The sequence below is a fragment of the Candidatus Mycobacterium wuenschmannii genome, assembly GCF_030252325.1.
GTDB classification, from domain to species: domain Bacteria; phylum Actinomycetota; class Actinomycetes; order Mycobacteriales; family Mycobacteriaceae; genus Mycobacterium; species Mycobacterium wuenschmannii.
Map to the genome: position 1 here is coordinate 2,070,164 of NZ_CP126981.1, position 19,983 is coordinate 2,090,146.

Annotated in this window: 21 protein-coding genes; 15 read left to right on the forward strand and 6 right to left on the reverse strand. The window is 63.4% G+C overall.

The window, feature by feature from the left end:
- From PT015_RS09835 to PT015_RS09880, 10 genes are all read left to right on the forward strand, one after another.
- The gene (locus tag PT015_RS09835) at positions 1-807 is read left to right on the forward strand and encodes an enoyl-CoA hydratase/isomerase family protein (RefSeq protein WP_285190429.1); all 807 of its coding nucleotides are present in this window, start codon (positions 1-3) and stop codon (positions 805-807) included.
- Positions 804-2,051 (forward strand): acyl-CoA dehydrogenase family protein, encoded by a 1,248-nt coding sequence (locus PT015_RS09840; protein ID WP_285190430.1) that lies wholly within the window; start codon positions 804-806, stop codon positions 2,049-2,051. The genes PT015_RS09835 and PT015_RS09840 overlap by 4 nt, the downstream gene beginning before the upstream one ends.
- Positions 2,048-2,863: an enoyl-CoA hydratase/isomerase family protein gene (locus tag PT015_RS09845; RefSeq protein ID WP_285190431.1), complete on the forward strand. Its 816-nt coding sequence runs from the start codon at positions 2,048-2,050 to the stop codon at positions 2,861-2,863. The genes PT015_RS09840 and PT015_RS09845 overlap by 4 nt, the downstream gene beginning before the upstream one ends.
- Entirely contained in the window at positions 2,860-3,660 is an 801-nt protein-coding gene (locus tag PT015_RS09850; RefSeq protein ID WP_285190432.1) for an enoyl-CoA hydratase/isomerase family protein, read from the forward strand. Before PT015_RS09845 ends, PT015_RS09850 begins: the two co-directional genes overlap by 4 nt.
- The gene (locus tag PT015_RS09855; RefSeq protein WP_285190433.1) at positions 3,657-5,108 is read left to right on the forward strand and encodes a class I adenylate-forming enzyme family protein; all 1,452 of its coding nucleotides are present in this window, start codon (positions 3,657-3,659) and stop codon (positions 5,106-5,108) included. Before PT015_RS09850 ends, PT015_RS09855 begins: the two co-directional genes overlap by 4 nt.
- A 396-nt stretch (positions 5,109-5,504) precedes the next feature.
- A complete protein-coding gene (locus PT015_RS09860; protein ID WP_285190434.1) occupies positions 5,505-6,206 on the forward strand; it encodes a hypothetical protein in 702 nt (233 codons plus the stop codon).
- Between the two features lie 96 nt (positions 6,207-6,302).
- Positions 6,303-6,665 (forward strand): hypothetical protein, encoded by a 363-nt coding sequence (locus PT015_RS09865; protein WP_285191033.1) that lies wholly within the window; start codon positions 6,303-6,305, stop codon positions 6,663-6,665.
- Positions 6,666-6,675: 10 nt separating this feature from the next.
- Complete coding sequence (locus PT015_RS09870) at positions 6,676-7,281, forward strand: SDR family oxidoreductase (protein ID WP_285190435.1); 606 nt, start codon at positions 6,676-6,678, stop codon at positions 7,279-7,281.
- Between the two features lie 17 nt (positions 7,282-7,298).
- Positions 7,299-8,036, forward strand: coding sequence for an SDR family NAD(P)-dependent oxidoreductase (locus PT015_RS09875; protein ID WP_285191034.1), 738 nt, complete (start codon positions 7,299-7,301; stop codon positions 8,034-8,036).
- 204 nt (positions 8,037-8,240) lie between these two features.
- Positions 8,241-9,419 (forward strand): amidohydrolase family protein, encoded by a 1,179-nt coding sequence (locus tag PT015_RS09880; protein ID WP_285190436.1) that lies wholly within the window; start codon positions 8,241-8,243, stop codon positions 9,417-9,419.
- Here the strand turns inward: PT015_RS09880 and PT015_RS09885 are convergent.
- The 5 genes from PT015_RS09885 to PT015_RS09905 all read right to left on the reverse strand — a co-directional run bounded on the left by PT015_RS09885 (position 9,416) and on the right by PT015_RS09905 (position 14,832).
- Entirely contained in the window at positions 9,416-9,796 is a 381-nt protein-coding gene (locus PT015_RS09885) for a hypothetical protein (protein ID WP_285190437.1), read from the reverse strand. The two genes, PT015_RS09880 and PT015_RS09885, sit on opposite strands and share 4 nt — an antisense overlap.
- Before the next feature lie 111 nt (positions 9,797-9,907).
- Positions 9,908-11,464: a class I adenylate-forming enzyme family protein gene (locus PT015_RS09890; protein WP_285190438.1), complete on the reverse strand. Its 1,557-nt coding sequence runs from the start codon at positions 11,462-11,464 to the stop codon at positions 9,908-9,910.
- Positions 11,461-12,663, reverse strand: coding sequence for an acyl-CoA dehydrogenase family protein (locus PT015_RS09895; RefSeq protein ID WP_285190439.1), 1,203 nt, complete (start codon positions 12,661-12,663; stop codon positions 11,461-11,463). Before PT015_RS09895 ends, PT015_RS09890 begins: the two co-directional genes overlap by 4 nt.
- A complete protein-coding gene (locus PT015_RS09900) occupies positions 12,660-13,628 on the reverse strand; it encodes an acyl-CoA dehydrogenase family protein (protein WP_285190440.1) in 969 nt (322 codons plus the stop codon). The genes PT015_RS09895 and PT015_RS09900 overlap by 4 nt, the downstream gene beginning before the upstream one ends.
- A gap of 7 nt (positions 13,629-13,635) precedes the next feature.
- The gene (locus PT015_RS09905) at positions 13,636-14,832 is read right to left on the reverse strand and encodes an amidohydrolase family protein (protein WP_285190441.1); all 1,197 of its coding nucleotides are present in this window, start codon (positions 14,830-14,832) and stop codon (positions 13,636-13,638) included.
- Between the two features lie 198 nt (positions 14,833-15,030).
- On the opposite strand from PT015_RS09905, the gene PT015_RS09910 reads away from it, so the two are divergent.
- On the forward strand, positions 15,031-16,173 hold the full coding sequence (locus PT015_RS09910) for an acyl-CoA dehydrogenase family protein (protein ID WP_285190442.1): 1,143 nt from the start codon (positions 15,031-15,033) through the stop codon (positions 16,171-16,173).
- Entirely contained in the window at positions 16,170-17,072 is a 903-nt protein-coding gene (locus PT015_RS09915) for a TIGR03619 family F420-dependent LLM class oxidoreductase (RefSeq protein ID WP_285190443.1), read from the forward strand. The genes PT015_RS09910 and PT015_RS09915 overlap by 4 nt, the downstream gene beginning before the upstream one ends.
- Positions 17,073-17,079: 7 nt before the next feature.
- Here PT015_RS09915 and PT015_RS09920 read toward each other — a convergent pair whose 3' ends face one another.
- On the reverse strand, positions 17,080-17,517 hold the full coding sequence (locus PT015_RS09920) for a nuclear transport factor 2 family protein (RefSeq protein WP_285190444.1): 438 nt from the start codon (positions 17,515-17,517) through the stop codon (positions 17,080-17,082).
- Between the two features lie 65 nt (positions 17,518-17,582).
- Here PT015_RS09920 and PT015_RS09925 point away from each other — a divergent pair, with 65 nt between their 5' ends.
- The 3 genes from PT015_RS09925 (at position 17,583) to PT015_RS09935 (ending at position 19,972) form a co-directional block, all read left to right on the forward strand.
- A complete protein-coding gene (locus PT015_RS09925; RefSeq protein WP_285190446.1) occupies positions 17,583-18,218 on the forward strand; it encodes an isochorismatase family protein in 636 nt (211 codons plus the stop codon).
- Between the two features lie 87 nt (positions 18,219-18,305).
- Positions 18,306-19,499, forward strand: a complete 1,194-nt coding sequence (locus PT015_RS09930) for an amidohydrolase family protein (RefSeq protein WP_285190447.1) — start codon at positions 18,306-18,308, stop codon at positions 19,497-19,499.
- Positions 19,496-19,972, forward strand: coding sequence for a MaoC family dehydratase (locus PT015_RS09935; protein ID WP_285190448.1), 477 nt, complete (start codon positions 19,496-19,498; stop codon positions 19,970-19,972). The genes PT015_RS09930 and PT015_RS09935 overlap by 4 nt, the downstream gene beginning before the upstream one ends.
- Positions 19,973-19,983 lie beyond the last annotated feature (11 nt).

Sequence of the window (19,983 nt, forward strand, 5' to 3'; positions counted from 1 at the left end):
ATGACTTACGACAGCGTGCCCGGGCTTCGCGCCCAACAACAGGGTTCCGTCCTCACGTTGATGCTGGATCGTGCCGATCGCCGCAACGCAGTCAACGACACGGTGCTCGACGCGATGATCACGCATATAGCCGCCGCCGGCACTGACGAGTCGGTGCGGGTCATCCGCATCGACGGCGAGGGACCGGACTTCTGCGCCGGATCCGACTTGGTGTCCAACAACACTCGCTCCGAACGCAAACCGAGAGTCGGCAGTACCCAGCGCCGCCTACCGAACAAGGCCAACCGGCTCATCCCGTTGATGCTCGAGACGCAGGTGCCGATCGTCGCGGTGGTACGCGGTTGGGCGGCCGGCCTCGGATTCCACATCGCACTGGCGTCAGACTTCTGCGTCGCCACGGACGACGCTCGGTTCTGGGAACCTTTCATGGCAAGGGGTTTCACCCCCGACAGTGGCGCGACGTGGCTGTTGCCAAGGCTCATCGGATTGGTGCGCACCCGGCAACTGCTCATGCTCGGAAAGGAGATCACCGGAGCGACAGCAGCCGATTGGGGCATCATCCACGATGCCGTTACCGACAGCGAGTTAACCTCAGCCGCAGAGCTTCTGGTCACACAGTTGGGCGAGGCGCCCACAGTGTCGCTCGGGCTCACCAAGTGGCTGCTGCAAAGCGGCAATGGCCTTGACCTGGACCGCCACCTACAGAACGAGGCCCTCGCACTCGAATTATCTAGCCGGAGCGACGATTTCAAAGAAGGCCTTGCCGCTTTCCGCGACAAACGCGACGCGAAATTCCAGGGCCGATGACGACACTGCCGATCACCGACACCACCAGCGCGGCCGACGCCGTTGCCGCGGTGCAGCACTGGGTCGAGGCCGAGGTGCCCGACTCCTGGCGAACCGCAGCAGCCGAAAGCCCCGCTGCCCTGCGTTCGGTGCGCAGCCCCGCCGACTACCAGCAGTGGTATCCCACCTTCGCCGCATCGGGCCTCGTCGTACCCACCTGGGCGCCGGAACACGGCGGCCTCGGAATCGGCAACGAGCTCGCCCGGGCCGTCGACCAGGAGCTGCGGCCATTACGGTTGTCCCGGCTCAACCCGTTGGGCCTCAACAACGCCGCCGCCGCTCTGTTCAGCCACGGCACCGAAGAACAACGGCTACGTTTCCTGCCGCCGATCGTGCGCAACGAGGAAAAGTGGTGCCAACTCTTTAGCGAACCCGGCGCCGGCTCCGATCTGGCCTCGCTGGCCACCCGCGCCACTCGAGACGGCGACAACTGGGTGATATCCGGGCAGAAAGTCTGGACCACCTGGGCCGATAAAGCTGACTTCGCGATCCTGCTCGCCAGAACCGACCCCGAAGCGCCCAAGCACAAGGGCATTACCTACTTCCTGCTCGACATGCATCAACCCGGTGTACAGGTCCGACCGCTACGTCAGATCACCGGAGAAGCGGAATTCAACGAGGTCTTCATCGACGACGCGCGAGTACCCGACGCGCACCGAGTCGGCGAGATCAACGACGGATGGCGCGTCAGCGCATCGACACTGTCCAGTGAGCGGCAGATGGTCTCTGGCTCGGGATCCGGGGGCATGGGTCGCCTCGGCGGCTCGGGCGCGGAGCGCCTGATCACACTGGCACAGCAGGCCGGCCGGTGGGACGACCCCGTGGTCCGCAACAAGGTGATGCGCTTATGGGCGCAAGAACAGATCCGCAGTTGGACCAACACCCGTGTGCGCGCCGCTCTTTCGGCCGGCCAATCACCAGGAGCGGCATCGTCGATCGGCAAGGTGCACCAGGCCGTGCTGAACCAGCAGATACAGGATCTGATGGTCGATCTGCTCGGCACCGAGGCGATTGCCTGGCCGGCCACCGACGATCCCGATGCGCTGCCGCGCGACGTCCAGGGAATGATGCGCAGCCTCGCCAACGGCACCGAAGGCGGGACCACCGACATCAACAAAAACATCCTGGGCGAGCGGGTACTAGGCCTGCCCAAAGAGCCTGACCCGTGGAAAGGCAAGCCCTGGAAGGACATCCCACGCTCGTGAGCACCTATCAGCGCCTCGAGGTGGTGAAGTCCGAAGGAGTCGGCTGGCTGATCCTGAACAGACCAGACGCCGGCAACGCCTTCGACTCGCTGATGCTCGACGACCTCGAGGCCGCGTGGGCCGACCTCGACGCCGATCCCGCCGTTCGGGTGATCGTCAACGCCGCCAACGGCAAACCATTCTGCACCGGGATGGACGTGGTGCAGGTGGCGCGCGACAAAGAGGCGATGCGGCGGCATTCACGCCGGACCCGGGACGCGGAGTTGAAGATCTCGTCGTGGCATTGCGGGGTGTGGAAGCCGGTGATCGCGGCGGTCAACGGGGTGTGCGCCGGCGGCGGCCTACACCTGGTGGCGGACGCCGACATCGTGATCGCGTCCGAGGAAGCGTCGTTCGTCGACCCGCACGTGTCGGTCGGACAAGCCGTTGCGTACGAGGCGATCACCCTGCTGCGCAAATCACCCATGGAGGCGATCACGCGGATGGCGTTGTCCGGCAAGGGCGAACGCATCTCGGCGCGACGCGCCTACGAATTGGGCATCGTGTCCGAAGTGGTCCCGAACGAGGATCTCCGCACTGCTGCGGGCAGGCTCGCGACCACGATCGCTAGGAATTCGCCGACCGCGATGCGTGCTACCAAGAAGGCGCTGTGGCGTTCGCTGGAAGTCGGTCTGACACAGGCCCGCAACGAGGCCGCCGACGAGATTTGGCGGCTTCGCAACCACCCCGATCACGGTGAAGGAGCCAGGGCGTGGAGCGAGAAGCGCACGCCCCAGTGGCAGCCGCTAGCGGACGCAGTGGAGGTGTCGTGACCTATCAGAGGCTGGTCGTAGAGCGTCACGGGCCGGTGGGTTGGATAATCAACGACCGACCCGACCGCCTCAACGCCTACGACGCTGCGATGCGCGAGGAATTTCCCAGGGCCTGGGCAGAACTCAACGCCGATCCCGATGTTCGCGTGATCGTGCACACGGGCAACGGACGCGCATTCCAAGTGGGCGCCGACGTGGAGGAACTCGACGGCGAGGCTGTGCTGCAGTTCCAGGAAACAATGCGCACGCTCGATCTGAAGTTGACCGCGTGGCACTGCAACGTCGACAAACCGGTCATCACCGCCGTCAACGGTGTGTGCGCCGGCGGCGGGCTGCACTGGGTGGCCGACGCCGACGTCGTCATCGCATCCTCGGATGCCAGCTTCGTCGATCCGCATGTCTCGATCGGCCAGGTCAGTGCGCTCGAGACGACCGCGCTGATGCGCAAGATGCCCGCAGAAGCCGTACTGCGGATGGCATTGGTGGGCAGCCACGAACGGCTCAGCGCCCAGCGCGCCTACGAGCTCGGCATGATCAGCCAGGTCGTCGACCCGCCCGACCGACTGCGCGAGGTAGCCCAACAACTCGCCGAGAAGATCGCACGTAACTCCCCGGCCGCGATGCGCGCCACCAAGCGAGCCCTATGGGGCGCACTAGAACTCGGTCTCACGGATGCATGCCGCGAAGGTGCCAAGCACCTCACTTCGATGTGGGGACATCCAGACCAAAACGAGGGACCGCTGGCCTTTGCCGACAAGCGAACTCCGAATTGGTCTCCGCTGGAGAATGATTCGTGAGCCTCGCAGAGCTGCTGGACGGCCTGCCCGACCTCGCAGTCCACACGCTGGGCGCTGACGTTTCACGCCGCGAACTCGCAGCCAGCGCCGAACAACTCGGCGCGCTGCTCGGCCAGAGCGGACTGCACACCGGGCAGGTGGTCGCGGCCATGCTGCCCAACGATGCCACCACCATCGCCGCGCTTTTCGGCACCTGGCGCGCCGGTGGCGTCTATACCCCGCTGAACCCCCGAGCCGCCGACGGCGAGATCGTGACTCAGATCGCGGCGTTGCGACCCGTCGCCGTAGTGACGACTCCTGAACTTGCACAACGGTTCTCGGGCTTCGACCTACCGATCGTCACCGGCGAGGTGCTGACCTGGGACACGGTCGGATCATCAGGCCAGCCCGGCGACGCGCGATGTTACGAAGACGACGTCGCGTTGCTGCAGTTCACGTCTGGCACAACTGGGCCACCCAAACCGGTCCCGCTGCGTCACAGCACAGTGCTCGATCTCATCGACCGGTTGCTGGAAAAACTACGCGGTCCGAAACCCGCAGGCAGCAAGCCAAAGCGGTCGCCCATGCCCAATCTGGTGCCGCTGTCGTTGTCGTTGTGGGCCGGTATTTACCAGGTGCTGTTCGCCTTTCGCGCCGGCGCCGGTGTCGTCCTGATGGATCGGTTCTCCGCCACCGACTTCGCAGCGCTGGTCAAGCGGCACCAGTTGCGCTCCACGGTCCTACCGCCGGCCGCGCTCACGATGGTGCTGCACGACGACTCGGTTACGGACCTGTCCCCGCTGAAGATCGTGCGATCGATCACCGCTCCCCTATCCCCCGTTCAGGCGGGCCGGTTCCGCGACAAGTTCGGGGTCGTCGTCCTGAATTCCTATGGGCAAACAGAACTCGGCGGTGAAGTCGTCGGCTGGTCGGCCGCGGACGCCCGCGACTGGGGCGAAACAAAACTCGGTTCGGTCGGGCGGCCGCTGCCCGGCATCGATGTCACCATCACCGACGACGAAGTGATGGTTCGCACCCCGACGACAGCGGCACGCAAGATCGATGCAGCTTTCCTTGATCGACTCACCGACGACGGCTGGTTTCACACCGGTGACCTGGGCTGGTTCGATGGCGACGGATTCCTGTGGCTCGACGGTCGGGTCTCGGACATGATCAATCGCGGCGGACTCAAGGTCTTTCCCGGCACCGTCGAGGATGTCCTGCTCTCCGCCAACGGAGTCCGCGAGGCCGCCGTCGTAGGGATCCCCGACGAACGCCTCGGCGAGGTGCCGTGGGCCTTCGTCGCGCGCAGCGACGACGAGGTGTCCGAGGACGGGTTGATCGCGTGGTGCCGCGAGCACCTGACTCCCTACCGCGTTCCTGTGCGGATCATTTTTATCGAGCAACTGCCCCGCAACGACGTCGGCAAGGTGGTCAAGCGCGAATTGGCGGCGCTGGCCAAGATGTAGAATCATCATTCTCATATAGCGAGAGTGCTGATATCATACAGCGGAAATATAGATTTCCACTGCCGGATCGCTGCGACGGGAGCAACTCCTGTGATCGACGAACTGATACGCATGGCCGTCACATGGGGAGTCATGTGCGGACTCGTCGCATTTTTTTACTGGATGCTGTCGAACATCGGCACATTCTGACAGCGGGATCGGCATAGCCCGATCGCGCCGTTACGCCGACGGCCGTCATCAGAATTCATCCAGCGATTGGAAGACACAGCGCAATGGAAGATCAGGACCGCAGGCGTAGACGAGCGCTGATCGTGTTCCAGGTCTGGATATACGGCCTGTTGCTGACGATGTTTCTCATCCAGCTTTCGATGTTGCTGACAAGGGACTGGTGAGCCGATGAGGCGTCGCCGTGCCGCACCGGCACCCGTGTCGACAACACTGGACGAACACGACCGTCAGAGCCGCGTGGCTCAACGGCAAGCAGACCTCTGGCTGATTGCCGGGACAGCCCTGATGGGCACCCTCGTGCTCGGTGTGATCGGACTTCCGCTGTTCTTGCGTGGCTTGTATCTATTGCGCAATGCACAACGCGCGGGACTTTCGGTTCGCCCGTTGATGGTCACGCTCATCGGCTACGTCATCATCTTGGATGCGGCTCTGAACAGCATCGGTTGGGCGCTCGACCTTTTCGCCAACCATGCGCTAATAACCCGCACCGTCTTCACGGCTTGGGGCAACCTGATGGACGCGGGGTACTTCTGGCACTACAACGAACTTTGGATCGGTGGCGCTGGCGCTCCAGGCGAGAAGGCGTGGGTGCTGGTCTGCGTGCTGATTGCCTTCCCTATGAGAATGGCTGCGGCAATCGGCTTCCTGCAGATGACGCGCTGGGGCCACCAATGGATGATCGTGACTTGCTGGTTCGGCGTGGTGGTGTGGACGGGCTACATCTTCAACATGACGTTGTACGCCGATGTCCGCTACGCGGCGGTCGGACTTCCGGTGATTGCGTGGTGGGCCTTCAACATCTTTTACATCACGCCGTTTCTCGCAATTCCCTACCTGCACACCGTCAATCGGGAAGTTTTCTCGGATTAGCAGGTCCCAGAGAGGATCATCGTGACTGAACCCGCAGTTAGCGCTGGCGCATCGACCGAGTCGTTGCCGGCCGGTACGGCGCCGGTATGGGCGCGGATGCACAAGTGGTTGAAGCGAGGTCTGTACGTCTGCCTTTTCGGTCTGGTGATCGAAGGTTCGCTCACTGTGCCGGCGATCGCCGTTTGGTACGGGTGGCCCACGCTGTCCCTCACCCAGATCTGCAGCGAGTTGCTCAAAGTCCGCTACTCGAACGAGACGCTGGAGTGTCTCCAGCCTTATCCGATCGGCGGCCCACCTTTCGGTGGCCCACCCGAAGCGGCGGGCCAGCACACCGCGAAAGACGACTGGGGAATCCAACCCCGCCCGCGCTACGACCGAATCGGCTTTCGCCAACTCATCAAGATCCACGATGAGCGAATTGCGCGGCAGGACAGGGCGACTCCAGCTCCGAATCCCTAGCAGCCCGGCGATGATGACGACACCTCATGTGATCGGCCACAGTGAGACCGTGTCGTGCGCGATCGCAGCAAGCCTCAAGACGGTCGTCCACGATGTCAACGAATTGATTCCGCCGGGAACCGATTCCGTTGTCATCGTGGTGTGCGTTGATCCGATGCTCGAGCCGACCCACCTCTCGACGCTTAGCGCGGCTGACTGGCGCCGTTTCGCGGAGCAACCAATGCGACGCGCACTGACCGCGTTGCAGAGCTCCTACGCATCGATGCGGCAGGCCGGAGGGCGGATCGTTCTGGTACTACCGTCGGTCGGGATGACCGGCGGGCCACACCTTGTCCCGTGGGCTACGGCTCTCGAGGGGATACGAGCGATGGCCAAATCCGCTGCGCGCCAGTGGGCTCATGCAGATGTGATCGTCAACCTGATTGCCATGCCGCTGCACCTCGTCGCGCCTAGGTTGAGCGCATCAGCCGCTCACGTGACCGCGGCCGCCGTTCCAGACGACGACAAAATCATCGAATCGGTCGTTGAGGCCACGAGATTCCTGCTCAAGCGCGAGGTCGCGGGTGTGGTAGGTGAGACGATCATTGTTGATGGTGGAGCGGTGATGCTGCCGTGACGCTAGACGACTACACGGTGCTGGTTACCGGAGCCGGCCGCGGTGTTGGCCAGGGCATAGCCCGCGCCCTCGCCCTCGACGGCGCCCACGTCTTTGTCGGTACCCGGTCGGACAACGGGCACGAGGTCGCCGCGCAGCTCACAAACTCGGGTTATCGAGCAACCTGGGTCCGCTGCGACGTCACCGCCCTGGACTCGGTAACCCGCGCTGTCGAGATGGCCATCGCCGATACCGGTCGGCTGGATGCGCTGGTGCACAACGCCACCAGCAACGCGTCGAGCCAGCCACACCGACTTGAGGACGTCGATGAAGCCCTGTGGCGGGACCACTTCAGCGTGTCGGTGGCAGGTGCCTACCACTGCGCTGGTGCGGGCTTCGAGGCTCTGCGTGACCGGAGGGGAACATACCTGGTGATGACCTCTCCCGCCGGTATCGAAGGCAGCGCGACACTGCCGTTGTACGCCACGATGAAGGGCGCGCTGCGCGGCTTCGCGAAGAGCCTCGCTCGCGAGTGGGGACCTCACGGCATTACCGTCAATGTCATCTCACCCCTTGCGTATTCGCCCGCGATGACCTCCGCGATCGAAGCAGAACCGGCAATGGAAGAGCGGCTCAAACGACGCATCCCCTTGGGCCGAATAGGCGATCCGGACAATGACATTGGAGCGGCGATCAGTTTTCTGGTGGGGCCGAGCGCCCGGTACCTGACCGGCCAGACTATCGGGGTGGACGGTGGCCACTTCACCAACCTCTAAGGCCCCGGCGAACGCAAGCAGTGAGCGTTCCGAACCAAACTTGCGATCGGCCGCCATTCTCAGTAACTTTTGATTCGAGAACGTTCCCTCTCATTTTGCGATAGCGGCGTCATCACTAGTCACTCCCTTGGGTTGTCGAGCGCACGATGCGTGGGCACCCATAACACTGTTGGGGGCAGAGACAGCTACCCGAAAGGACCGACGATGACCCAGACGAGAGCCTTCGAAGTGTGGGATTCCGACAACCACATGTACGAGACGATCGACGCCTACACCCGGTATCTGCCGGAAAAATATTCTGAGGCGCTGAAATTCATCGACGTCAAGGGCCGCACGAAGCTGCAGATTCTCGGTGTCGTCACCGAGTGCATCCCCAACCCGACCTTCGAGGTGATCCCCTCCCCAGGCGCGTGGTCGGACTACTTCCGCGGCATCAACCCCGAAGGAAAGACGCTGCGAGAGCTGGCTGAACCCATCCGCTGCCCCGATGAGTATCGGCGCCCCGACCTGCGCTTGGCACTTATGGACCGTCAGGGTGTGGACGGTGCGGTCATGTTCCCGACTACGGCGGGGATGCTCGAGGAACGGACCAAATCCGACACCGAACTAACCCACGCAATCACGCACGCATTCAACCGCTGGCTGCTCGACGAATGGACGCTCAACTATCAGGACCGGATCTTCCCGGTGCCCGCGATTTCGCTGAATGATCCGGCACGGGGTGTGCAGGAGCTCGACTGGTGCCTCGAGAACGGCGCCAAGACGGTGCTGATCCGGCCGGCACCAGTACCGCGGGAGGACGGGCCATCACGTTCGGCGGCGCTACCCGAGTTCGACGACTTTTGGCGACTGGTCGAGTCGTCGGGCATCTCGGTGCAGATGCACAACTCGGACTCGGGCTATGAGCGCTATGTCGACGACTGGGAGGATGCCGCCGAGTTCAACGGCTTCGCGCTGAGCAAGCTGCGGGGTTTCATTTACGAGGAGAGCCGCAACATCTTCGACACCTTGGCGGCGTTCATCGCGCACGGGGTGTTCGAGCGCTTCCCGGGCTTGCGCATCGGAGTCGTCGAGAACGGCGGTTCGTGGGCGCATCGCCTGCTCGACGTATTCGACCGCGTGCACCGCAAACGCCCGTACGACTTCAGCGAGCACCCGAGCGACGTCTTCCGTCGGCATGTGTGGATAAATCCGTTCCACGAGGAGGACATGTCGCAGCTCGTCGACCTTCTCGGCGCGGATCGTGTGATGTTCGGTTCGGACTACCCGCACCCGGAAGGTCTCGCTGACCCGGTCGATTTCGTCAAGGAACTCGCGGCGCTGCCTGCGGCCACCACCGCCCGGGTGATGGGCGGCAACCTCAAGGAACTCATCGGACTCTAAGCGAGGTCGGCGAATCGCTTGAGGTACGGCCAAACGATATCTGGTGGTATCCCCCCACACAGCGGTGAGAGGTTGATGACCTGGCCGCTGGCGACGCGCTCGGCGGCCTGCTCGATTGACAGAATGACGTGCGTGGTCGCCTGGCGTCGCAGCTCGTCGACAGTCTTAGCGTGAGTGATGTTGGCGGACACCGTATTAAGGGGATTCCATTGGGAATACGCCATCGCGTTGTGTAAGAGGTACTTGCCGATCTCGTCCCAGGCGGCGTCAACATCTTCGGCGACAAAGCAATTGGTTGAAGCGTCGCGGTCAGGGATCAACACGAACCCCGGCGCGTGGCCGTGCTGGTGGCACGCCTGTTCATAGGCTTCTTGCATCCCTGGCACCCCGCCGTTGGCCAGTAGACTTAGAGCGTTGCGACCCTCGCTACGGGAAGCCGCCAGGCTCGCGCCTCCCGTCACATCCTTTGAACTGGTGGTGATTGCGGGTCAACGACTCCCGAACCGGGCCCGTAGTTCGGTCTTGAGCACCTTGCCGGTGAGGTTGCGGGGCAACGCGTCGACGATTTCGAGTCGTTCCGGAGTCTTGTGCTTGCTGAGCCCTCTGGACTGGCAGTGTTCGAAGATCGACGAGATCGTCAGGGTTGTCTGTGGGTGTGCGACAACGACCGCGCAGACACGTTCCCCGGTCCGATCATCGGGCACACCTATGACCGCGACGTCGGCGACCGCTGGGTGACCGGCCAGCACGTCTTCGATCTCCAGTGCCGAAATGTTCTCTGCGTTGCGGATGATCGCGTCTTTGATTCGCCCCGAGACGACAATGTTGCCGTCCTCGTCGACGTGACCGAGATCGCCTGTGCGAAACCAACCGTCGACGTCGAACGCCCCGGCATCCAGCGCTGTGTCCACGTATCCGAGGAAGCATTGCGGGCCTTTGAGCCGCAACTCGCCGACTTCTCCCCGCGTGACGGGCCGCTCGGCTTCGTCGACGACACGGACCGTCACGCCTGGCACCGGTTTGCCGACGGTGTGATCCAGCAGCTCCGGCGGGCCGTTGGGCGCTTGAGAGGTAGCAACCGGGAATTCGGTCAAACCCCAGGCGTTGGCCACGCCGTCCACTGAAAATGTCTGCCGCACTTTATGACCCAGCTCAGCGGTAATCGGGGCTCCTCCACCAACGCAGCCCCGCAGGGCGGGATACAACGGTGTGTCGCCGTGCTCGGCCTGCGCTGCCATGAAGGCGACGAAGAACGGGGTTGCGCTGCCCAGCAGGGTGGGCCGGTGTGCCGCAATTGCGAAAGGTGTCGCTACGGGGTCGAACGAGTCGAAGAGCACCAGCCGCATGCCGGTGTGCAGCCCAGCGGCGAGCATGGCGGCACCCCCGATATGTGACACCGGAAACGCGATCGGATTGACGTCGCTGCTGGACGCACCGACGATGCCGATGACCCCGGCTGAGCCGGCAAGGACTGAGCGGTCGCAGTGCCGCGCGCCTTTCGGCGCCGCCGTCGTGCCCGACGAATAGTAGATCCAGCGCGGCTCCTCGCCGCTGCTCGGCGCCGGCGGTAGCGCTGCTGGGTCGCCGGTCGGCAGCCGCAGGTCCCCGGTGATCGGTGTCTCGTGGTCAATGACGGTGACCCTCATCGGCCGCTCGTCGGCGAGCCGTTGCGCGAGGGCGGTGTAGTCGAAATTACGCCAAGCTCCGGGCACGATGAGAAACTCAGTGTCGAGTTGTGCTGTCACATAGCGCAACTCGTTTTCGCGCCATATCGGCAGCACTGGATTTTGCACCGCGCCAAGACGCGTGAGCGCGACCATGACCACCATCGTCTCCAGGGTGGTTGGCAGTTGCCAGGACACGACGGTGCCCGCGCCGATCCCCTGGGTCGCCAGCGCCGCAGCACACGTCGTTGCCGATTGCCGCAGTTGTTCACACGAGAGACTGCGCCCATAGTCATCGGCGAGGACGACTCTGTCCGGATGCGCCTGCGCCGCGGTTTCGACCAGAGACCAGTAGGTGGGCTCGGCAGGAGTTGGACTCATTGGCTCGGCAATTGCAGTCGGCGCTTGGCGAGGATATTGCGCATCATCTCCGAGCTACCACCGGAGATCGTATACGCGCGCGACCACAGCCAGCATTCGCGCAACCGTTTTTTGGCCGCCTGCACGGCGGGTGCGCTATCCCCTACCGCTGTCGCGAACGCTGCGAGTTCTGCGCCGTACGCCGCGACCTGATGGTAGGTCTCGGCGAAGCTCAGCTTCGCGATCGAGCCGTCACCCGGTTGTTCGTCACCCGATGTCATCCGCTCCACATGATCATCGATGAAAGCCTTTGCCACCTCGACCTCGACGGCCAACTCGGCCACCTTCTGGCGGATGTCGGCGGACTCCAAAGCAGGCTCGTCGTCGATGTAGGCGTGGCGGGCGACCGCGACCAGATCATCGATCAGCAGCTCGAGCAGAATCACGTTGCCGCCGATGCCAAATCGTTCAAAGTCCAGTCCCGCCATGATGATTGACCAGCCCTGACCCACCTCACCGATCAGGTTCTCGGCCCCGAGCCGGACTCCGGTGAGGAATACCTCGTTGACCTCGACAGCATCGCCGACCGTGCGGATCGGGCGAATCTCGACACCCTCTGCATCGAGCGGCACGGTGAACACCGACAGCCCGTGGTGACGTGAGGATGCCGGGTCGGTGCGGACCAAGGCGAGGCCCATATCAGCCCAGTGACCGTCGGTAATCCAGGTTTTCTGCCCGTCGATGAGCCAGGCACCGTCGTCTTGCAGTGCGCCACGGCTGCGGACCGCGGCGATGTCGCTGCCGGCGTCGGGTTCGCTGAGCAGTTGACACCAGACGTGCTGACTGGAGCGGATCAGCGGTAACAGCTTGCGCTTCTGCTCCTCGGAACCGAAATGCAGCAGCACGTGTGCGGCCAGATTGACCTGGTCGACCGGCCGCGGCGCGCGGGCGCGCAAAATCTCCTCGCTCACGACCCGGTCCTGCAGCGGATGGTAGTCAGCGCGGCCGCCGTGCTCGACCGGCCAGTCGGCGCCCGCCAGGCCAGCGTCGAACAGGCCCGCGAACCACCTGCGCAGCAGGGCTTCCTGTTCGGCGGTTTCCGGTGCCCGGTGTCCTTCACGTGCCTCGATCGCCGGTGCGTGCTCGGCGATATGCGTCTTGACCTTGCTTCTGAAGTCGGCCAACTCAGCTTCGGACGGGCGAATACTGAAAGCGCTCACCAGCCAGACTCTTTCGCCAATGCGGCTCGACTGGAACGCGCCGTACCGATCAGATGCGAGTTGGTGAACACCCGTCGCAATTCGTAGTGCAGTGGGTACTCCCACGTGAATCCGATTCCGCCGGACAACTGCATGCACTCATCCACGGCGGCGATGGATTTCGCCGCGACGAAGGCGTGTGCGGCCGCCGTCAGGGCGGTTGCTCTGACGTCCGCGATGGCGATCGCACGTGCCGCCCGCATCACGACAGCTCGCGCTTTGACCACGAAGACCAATAGCTCGACGAGCCGATGCTGGATTGCTTGAAAACTGGCGATGGGGGCGCCGAAGGCCACCCGTTCCTTGAGGTAGGCGGTAAGCCGCTCCACAGTCATCGACACGGCCCCGATGGAATCAGCGGAGATAAGCAGCTGCGCCACCCCGAGCAACTCGTGAGCCCGTTCGGGCGACCCGATCACCTCGCCGGGTGCGAGGTCGAAGTCGGTGCGCCACACCGTCCTACTGACATCCAGCAGATCGTCATCCAGCGCGAATAGCCCCGGAGTGAGCTCACCGAGAAGGTGAATTCCGTTGGGATCCAACACAAAAACGAGGTCCAGCTGATCCCCGCGGACGACGCGCGCGTGGTCATCAGCGATCGCGAAACCCGCGGATGAGCTGCCGGCCAGCAGGCCAGGCAATAGCTGCTCCCTGACCTGCTCCGGCGCTGAGGCAAGCGCAGCGGCGCCCATCGTGGTGCCGAACCATGCCGAAGCGTCTTGCGCTCGCCCCAATTCCTCGGCCACGACGCACGTCTCGACCGGGCGCCACCCAGCACCACCAAGTTCCTCGTCGACGAGCAAGCCGGTCCAGTCCATGGCCGCGAGGTCCTTGACGGTGCCCCGCTCCCCCCGTTCGGCGAGAAATTCGCGCGCCGACAACCTCAAGAGGTCGAGGTCGACGTCAAGTGAGTCCTCGCCTGCCATGCGGCCGTCAGCCTCGGACGAGCAACTGCTCGGCGTTATCGCGCATGATCCGCCGCTTAGCGGCGTCGTCCAGTGGATCGAGCAGCTTGACGAAGTCTGCGGGCTCGGCCATGCCTTCGGCGTGCGGGTAATCAGACCCCATAACCAGGCAGTCGTCGTATCCCATGCTCGAGACGATCGCGGGGATGTCGTCCTCGGGATAGGGGACCACACGGACGTGCCGGCGGAAAATTGACGACGGTCGCTCGGTCAGCTTCCCGCCGATCCACGGACCATTGCGGCCCATACCGCGACTTTTGTCCATGTGCCGAACGAAGAAGGGCACCCATTCCGCTCCGTGCTCGGCGACCAGGACGTTGAGGTTCGGGAAGCGACCGAAGAGGTTGTCAAAGATCAGTGCGGACAGCGTGTCCTCGATCGGTCGTTGCCCATAGATGTTCATCCACTGCCACGCCGACATATGCCACGACGCCGGGTCGGAGTTCTGTCCCCACGCGGGTGAAATCGCGTCGAAATACCAGAACGGCATGATGTGGTAAACGAGGACGCAACCGGCCTCCTGCAGGCGTGCGTAAATAGGGTCGAAGTAGGGATCGCCCGGCGATCGACCGTAGGCAGGACCCGTTGGCAGCATCACAAACTTCGCGCCTTGGGCGATGATCGCCTCGGTCTCGGCGATCGCAGAATCCAGGTCACGCAGCGACAGCAGAGCCGTTGCGAAGATCTTGCCGTCGAAGTTGAAGCCCCACTCCTCATCGAACCACCGGTTGAACGAGCGCAGGTTCGCATACAGCGCTTCGGTGTCGTCGACGTAGTGTTCAGCGGCCAACGCCATACCGCTGGGATAGATGACCATCCGGTCAATGTTCTGCTCCGCCATCACCGACAGGCGCGGGACGCGCGACACGAATTCCGGTTGCATGGGCTGCGGCTCGTAGTTCTCCTCGGGGTTACCCGACCCCATCTGCCGGAGCATCTCCTTGAGCGAGCCGGGCCGGTAGGCGACATCCAGGCCCAGACCGCCTTCGCTGTTGAAGGTCGCGACGCGGTGCCCCGCAAGGATCACCTCGACTCCGTCGGCGCCGCGCACCGTCGTGATGGCGCGATCCCGAAACTTTTCCGGCAGATAGCGGGTGAATGCGTCCCGCGGCTCGTAGCAGTGGGTGTCGCAGTCAAAGATGCCGTATTCGAGTTTCGTCGTCACCGCGTCGCTCCTTCAGCGAGAATGCTTATTCTCTAATTTCAAAAAAGATACTATCCTCATTCGGCAATGACCATCCCGGGCCTCGATGCCAGGAATCCGCCGGCAGTGTCGTGAGTTGTGGACGGCAGGACGGCCGCGGCCGCATTGTGCGCGCACCACGACCGTCGACTGAAAGGCTCAAAGCTATCAAAGCCATTGATGGACAACGAGATCAACGAACAAATGACTGATATCGACGACCTCCGCGGCGTGGTGCGCGACTACCTGACCGCGACGTCACCGAGCGAGACCGTCCGCGAGTTGATGCTGACCGAAGCCGGTTACGACGAGGCGGCGTGGCTGAAGATGGCCCACGAGTTGGGCCTGCATGGCATCGCCGTTCCTGAACGTTGGGGCGGCGCCGGGGCCGGCGTTGCCGAGCTGGCGGTGGTGTTCGAGGAGATGGGGCGCGCCCTGCTGTGCTCCCCCTTCTACGCCACCGTGGGCCTGGCTACACAAGCCATCCTCGCCAGCGGCGACGACACAGCCGCCGAACGCTTCATTCCCGGATTCGTGGACGGCTCGACTACCGCGACGTTGATCCTGAATGGTCACCTCGACGTCTGGGACCCCGAGGCGGTGACGTTGCGGGCTGACCGAGACGGCGCCGGTCACCGGATCCACGGCGAGGCACCTCTGGTCATCGATGGTCATACCGCCGATATCGTTCTGGCGGTGGCCAATACGCCCGCTGGGATCTCGCTGTTCGCGGTGAACGCCCGATCGGAGGGGGTCACGTGCACGCCGCTGGCCGGAATCGATCGCACCCGCAAGGTCGCCCATGTGGAGTTCGACAACGCGAGCGCGCAGATAATCGGAACCGATGGTGGCGCAGCAGACTTCCTGGCGCGCGCCTCGGACCTTGGCATCGTGGCGCTGGCGGCCGAACAGGTGGGTGCGGCACAACGATGCCTCGACATGGCCGTCGACTATGCCAAGAGCCGGATTCAGTTCGGCCGGCCGATCGGCAGCTTTCAAGCGATCAAACACCGCTGTGCGGACATGCTGATCCAGGTAGAAGGCGCTCGCTCGGCCGCATCGCACGCCGCCGATATTGCCGACTCGGCCGAACCTGAGGAGCTCGCGACGGCCGCATCAGTCGCGAAAATGGCCTGTTCGGAAGCCCTCCTACAGGCCGCACTCGACAACATGCGCATCCACGGCGGCATCGGCTTCACCTGGGAACACGATGCCCACCTGTTCGTCCGACGCGCCAAGGCGACCCAGCTGATCTACGGCAGCCCCGATAGCCACGCCCAACGCCTCGCCGCACTCGTCTCCGAAGTGAAAGGATCCTTGTGACCATTTCGTTTTCCCTCGAATTGCCCACCCAGCGTGTCGAAGCGGTGGAGGAATTCGTCACCGCCGGCGCCATCGCCGACATTGCGCGTGTGGCCGAGGAGACCGGGTTCGCGGCGGTCCACGTGACCGACCACCCCGCACCTGACGCGAAGTGGCTCGACCATGGTGGTCACCACGCCCTCGATCCATTCGTCGCGTTGGCCTTCGCAGCCGCGGCAACCACCGACGTCAGGCTGTTGACCAACGTCTACATTGCCGCCTACCGCAACCCGTTTCTCGGCGCGAAATCGATTCAGAGTCTCGCCGCGCTGTCGAACGGCCGGCTTATCCTGGGTACTGCTGCGGGATATCTCAAACCCGAGTTCAAGGCGCTGGGAATCGATTTCGACACCCGCGGCGCCCTGCTCGATGAGGCACTCGACGTGCTGGACCAGGTACTCACCGGTGCCGATATTGCCTATGAGGGAACGTCATTCGCCGCGCGCGGTGTTCGTCTGCGACCCCTACCGGCCAGTCCTCCGCCCGTCTGGGTCGGCGGCAACAGCAAGCCTGCCGTTCGACGGGCCGTGTCGCGCGCTCAGGGATGGGCGCCGTTCAACACGTTCGGTTATGCCGCAGCCTCGCGTACCGCGGAGATCTCCACGATCGAGGATCTGGAACTCGCGATCGCCTGGGCACGGCGCTACGCAAGCGACATCGGCCGTACCGAACCGCTGGACATCTGCTTCTCCGCGGGAAACCTGTTGGACGACAACAGGTCGGCAGACGAACGACATGCGACCATTGCCAAGCTGGCAGCCGCTGGAGTGACGTGGCTGACGATCGCGCCGCCAGGAGCGGACCGCACCGAGGTGATCGAACGTTCCCGCGCCTTCGCCAAGGAGTTCATCACGGTGTGACCCGCCGTCAGCCCATCAGGGTGTCGGCGGCGAAGGCGTCCACTGCGATACGGCGATGTGCGAACAGCCACCGGCTTTCCACCGGCACGAGCACGTCTCGGTAGCGGCCCCAATGGTCGAGCCCGATGTCGGTGTGCACAGCGAAGTAGCTACTGACCTCGACCCGGTCGCGATCCACTTTCCCGAACCGGACGCTCGACACGTGATGCCGGACATGCGTCGGCACTGGTCGCCCAGAGCCCGCGGGCTGGGTAACTGCGGCACCCAGACCCGCTTCGATTTCCGCGGGACCCGTGAGAGGCTCGGCGCCGCCGGTGAATTCCAGCACGCCCCTGGTGTCGAAACACCCGGCTAGCGCGTGAAGATCGAAGCGGTCGGTCGCCGCGGTGTAATCCGCCAATGTTTGACGCACCGACTCGCGAACATCGAGCTCCCATGCCTCCACCCGGCCTCCTCACACAAAGGTTCATCTGGAACAAGCTTTTGCGTCACACGATAACGTGTGTTCTCATGCCGCAACCACGCTTGCAAGACCTTCTCGACCCCGCCACTACCGCGCTGGTGACTCAGGAGTGCCAGGGTGGGGTTATTGGCCCACAGGCCGGCCTACCGTTCCTTGCCGAAGAGGCTCGCCGCGAGGCGATTCCGAACATCGCCGCATTGGTCGAGGCCGCCAGGGCGGCAGGCGTTGCCGTCGTGCATTGCCTCATCGAGAAGCGGTCCGACAACCGCGGGTCGAACACCAATGCCCGGTTGTTCATGGCGGGCAAGTCCTTCGCCGCGGACTTGACTCCCGGTAGTCCCGGCGCGTCCGTTTTGCCCGAGCTCGGTCCGGCGCCCACTGACCTGGTGCTCACCCGGACCCATGGCGTCGGGCCCATGACCGGTACCGATCTCGACTCCGTCCTAAGGAACATGAACATCAAGACGATTGTGGGCGTTGGAGTTTCGGTCAACATCGCAATACAGAACTTTGTGATGGACGCCGTGAATCGCAGCTACCAGTTTGTGCTGCCGCGCGACGCGGTGAGTGGATATCCGCGGGAATACGCCGAGTCCATCATCGACAACACGTTGGCACTGCTGACCACCGTGACCACCACCGCTGCGGTAGTCGACGCATGGCAAGAGCTCAGTCCCCCGTGACCCGATCTGGATGTTGCGGAACGATGATGATAATGTCGTTCTCACTTAGCGTAAATGATCATATTCGCTGTTCAGGAGGAAAGTTCAATGTCTTCCCGGTCTCTGCCGTATCCGGTTTTCGACATCGACAACCACATGTATGAAACCGAGGACGCGCTCACGAAGCACCTGCCGAAGGCGCACCGCGGCAAAGTCGGCTACGTCGACGTCGGCGGCCGGCCCAAGCTCGTCGTCAAAGACCACATCAGTCATATGATTCCCAACCCGACGTTCGCGCGGGTCGCGCGACCGGGTAGCGCTGAGGACTACTTCCTGGGCAACAATCCGGAGGGCCTCGACTTCCGCCAATTCATCGGTGAGGCAATGGATGTCATCCCTGCCTACCAGGCACCCGCACCGCGACTGGAATTGATGGACGAACTGGGCATCGACCAGTGCGTGATGTACCCGACGCTGGCGAGTCTCATCGAGGAACGCACCACCGACGACGTCATCCTCACCCACGCGATCATCCACGCGCTCAACGAATGGATGCTCGAGCATTGGACGTTCAACTATAAAGACCGAATCTTCCCGACCCCTGTGATCTGCCTGCCCCTCGTAGACGAGGCGATCAACGAATTGCATTGGTGCCGCGACAACGGCATGAAAACGTTCCTGGTCCGTCCCGCGCCAGTGCCCAGCCGCTTCGGCGGATCACGCTCCATGGGTCTGCCGGAGTTCGACCCGTTCTGGGAAGAAGTGGTCAACACGGGCATGCCGGTCACGATGCACGCCTCCGACAGCGGCTATCAGAAACACCTCATGGAGTGGGAGGGCGGCGACGAGTATCTGTCCTTCAAGCCGAGTGCCCTCCGCGAGGTCGTGATGGGCCACCGGGCGATCGAAGACACCTTGGCCGCGATGATCTGCCACGGCGCGTTGTCGCGCTTCCCCGACCTGAAGATCCTCTGCGTCGAAAACGGCAGCGGCTGGGTGCGCAACCTGCTCGAGCAACTCAACACCGCATACAAGATCATGCCCAAGGAGTTCGACGAGCATCCCGTAGAGGTGTTCAAGCGCAACATCTACATCCACCCGTTCCTCGAAGACGACGTCAAGGGCATCGTCGAGATCATGGGCGAAGATCACGTGATGTTCGGCTCGGACTTCCCGCACCCCGAAGGCATCGGCGACCCGTTGAGTTTCGTCGACCGCCTCGAGGGAGTCTCGGAGTCCGCGAAAGCAAAGATCATGGGCGGTAACGCCATCGAGCAGCTGAAACTCAAGGTCCCGGCGTGACGCAGGCGCCCGCCTCTCCGACCGAGTATGACGGGATCGCGGGCTTCGAGGCGCACGTCGGCCAACACCTTGGCTACAGCGACTGGCACCAGGTGACACAGAAGGAAATCGATCTATTCGCTGAGGCGACCGGAGATCATCAATGGATTCATGTCGATCCGGAAAAGGCAGCGGCCGGCCCCTACGGGTCTACCATCGCGCACGGCTATCTGACCTTGTCGCTGGTACCTATTCTCGTACAACAGATATACCGCATAACCGGTCTTGCGATGCAAGTCAACTACGGCTCGGACAAACTGCGCTTCCCTGCGCCGGTGCCTGTCGATTCCCGGATCCGGGCAGGGGCAGAGCTGGTGAAGGTGGAGCGGAACGACAAGGGCGGGCGCGCCACCGTGCGGGTCACCGTTGAAGTCGAAGGAAGCGAACGGCCTGCGTGTGTCGTAGACACCATCGCCGCGATGGTCGACGCCTGACGACGCAACTC

What these genes read in the sequence shown, in the direction of transcription:
- PT015_RS09880 (WP_285190436.1), top strand. Translation starts at nt 8,241, where the DNA reads ATGACCCAGACGAGAGCCTTCGAAGTGTGGGATTCCGACAACCACATG.
- PT015_RS09865 (WP_285191033.1), top strand. Translation starts at nt 6,303, where the DNA reads ATGCACAAGTGGTTGAAGCGAGGTCTGTACGTCTGCCTTTTCGGTCTG.
- PT015_RS09890 (WP_285190438.1), bottom strand. Translation starts at nt 11,464, where the DNA reads ATGAGTCCAACTCCTGCCGAGCCCACCTACTGGTCTCTGGTCGAAACC.
- PT015_RS09925 (WP_285190446.1), top strand. Translation starts at nt 17,583, where the DNA reads ATGCCGCAACCACGCTTGCAAGACCTTCTCGACCCCGCCACTACCGCG.
- PT015_RS09910 (WP_285190442.1), top strand. Translation starts at nt 15,031, where the DNA reads ATGGACAACGAGATCAACGAACAAATGACTGATATCGACGACCTCCGC.
- PT015_RS09835 (WP_285190429.1), top strand. Translation starts at nt 1, where the DNA reads ATGACTTACGACAGCGTGCCCGGGCTTCGCGCCCAACAACAGGGTTCC.
- PT015_RS09900 (WP_285190440.1), bottom strand. Translation starts at nt 13,628, where the DNA reads ATGGCAGGCGAGGACTCACTTGACGTCGACCTCGACCTCTTGAGGTTG.
- PT015_RS09930 (WP_285190447.1), top strand. Translation starts at nt 18,306, where the DNA reads ATGTCTTCCCGGTCTCTGCCGTATCCGGTTTTCGACATCGACAACCAC.
- PT015_RS09870 (WP_285190435.1), top strand. Translation starts at nt 6,676, where the DNA reads ATGATGACGACACCTCATGTGATCGGCCACAGTGAGACCGTGTCGTGC.
- PT015_RS09840 (WP_285190430.1), top strand. Translation starts at nt 804, where the DNA reads ATGACGACACTGCCGATCACCGACACCACCAGCGCGGCCGACGCCGTT.
- PT015_RS09885 (WP_285190437.1), bottom strand. Translation starts at nt 9,796, where the DNA reads ATGCAAGAAGCCTATGAACAGGCGTGCCACCAGCACGGCCACGCGCCG.
- PT015_RS09860 (WP_285190434.1), top strand. Translation starts at nt 5,505, where the DNA reads ATGAGGCGTCGCCGTGCCGCACCGGCACCCGTGTCGACAACACTGGAC.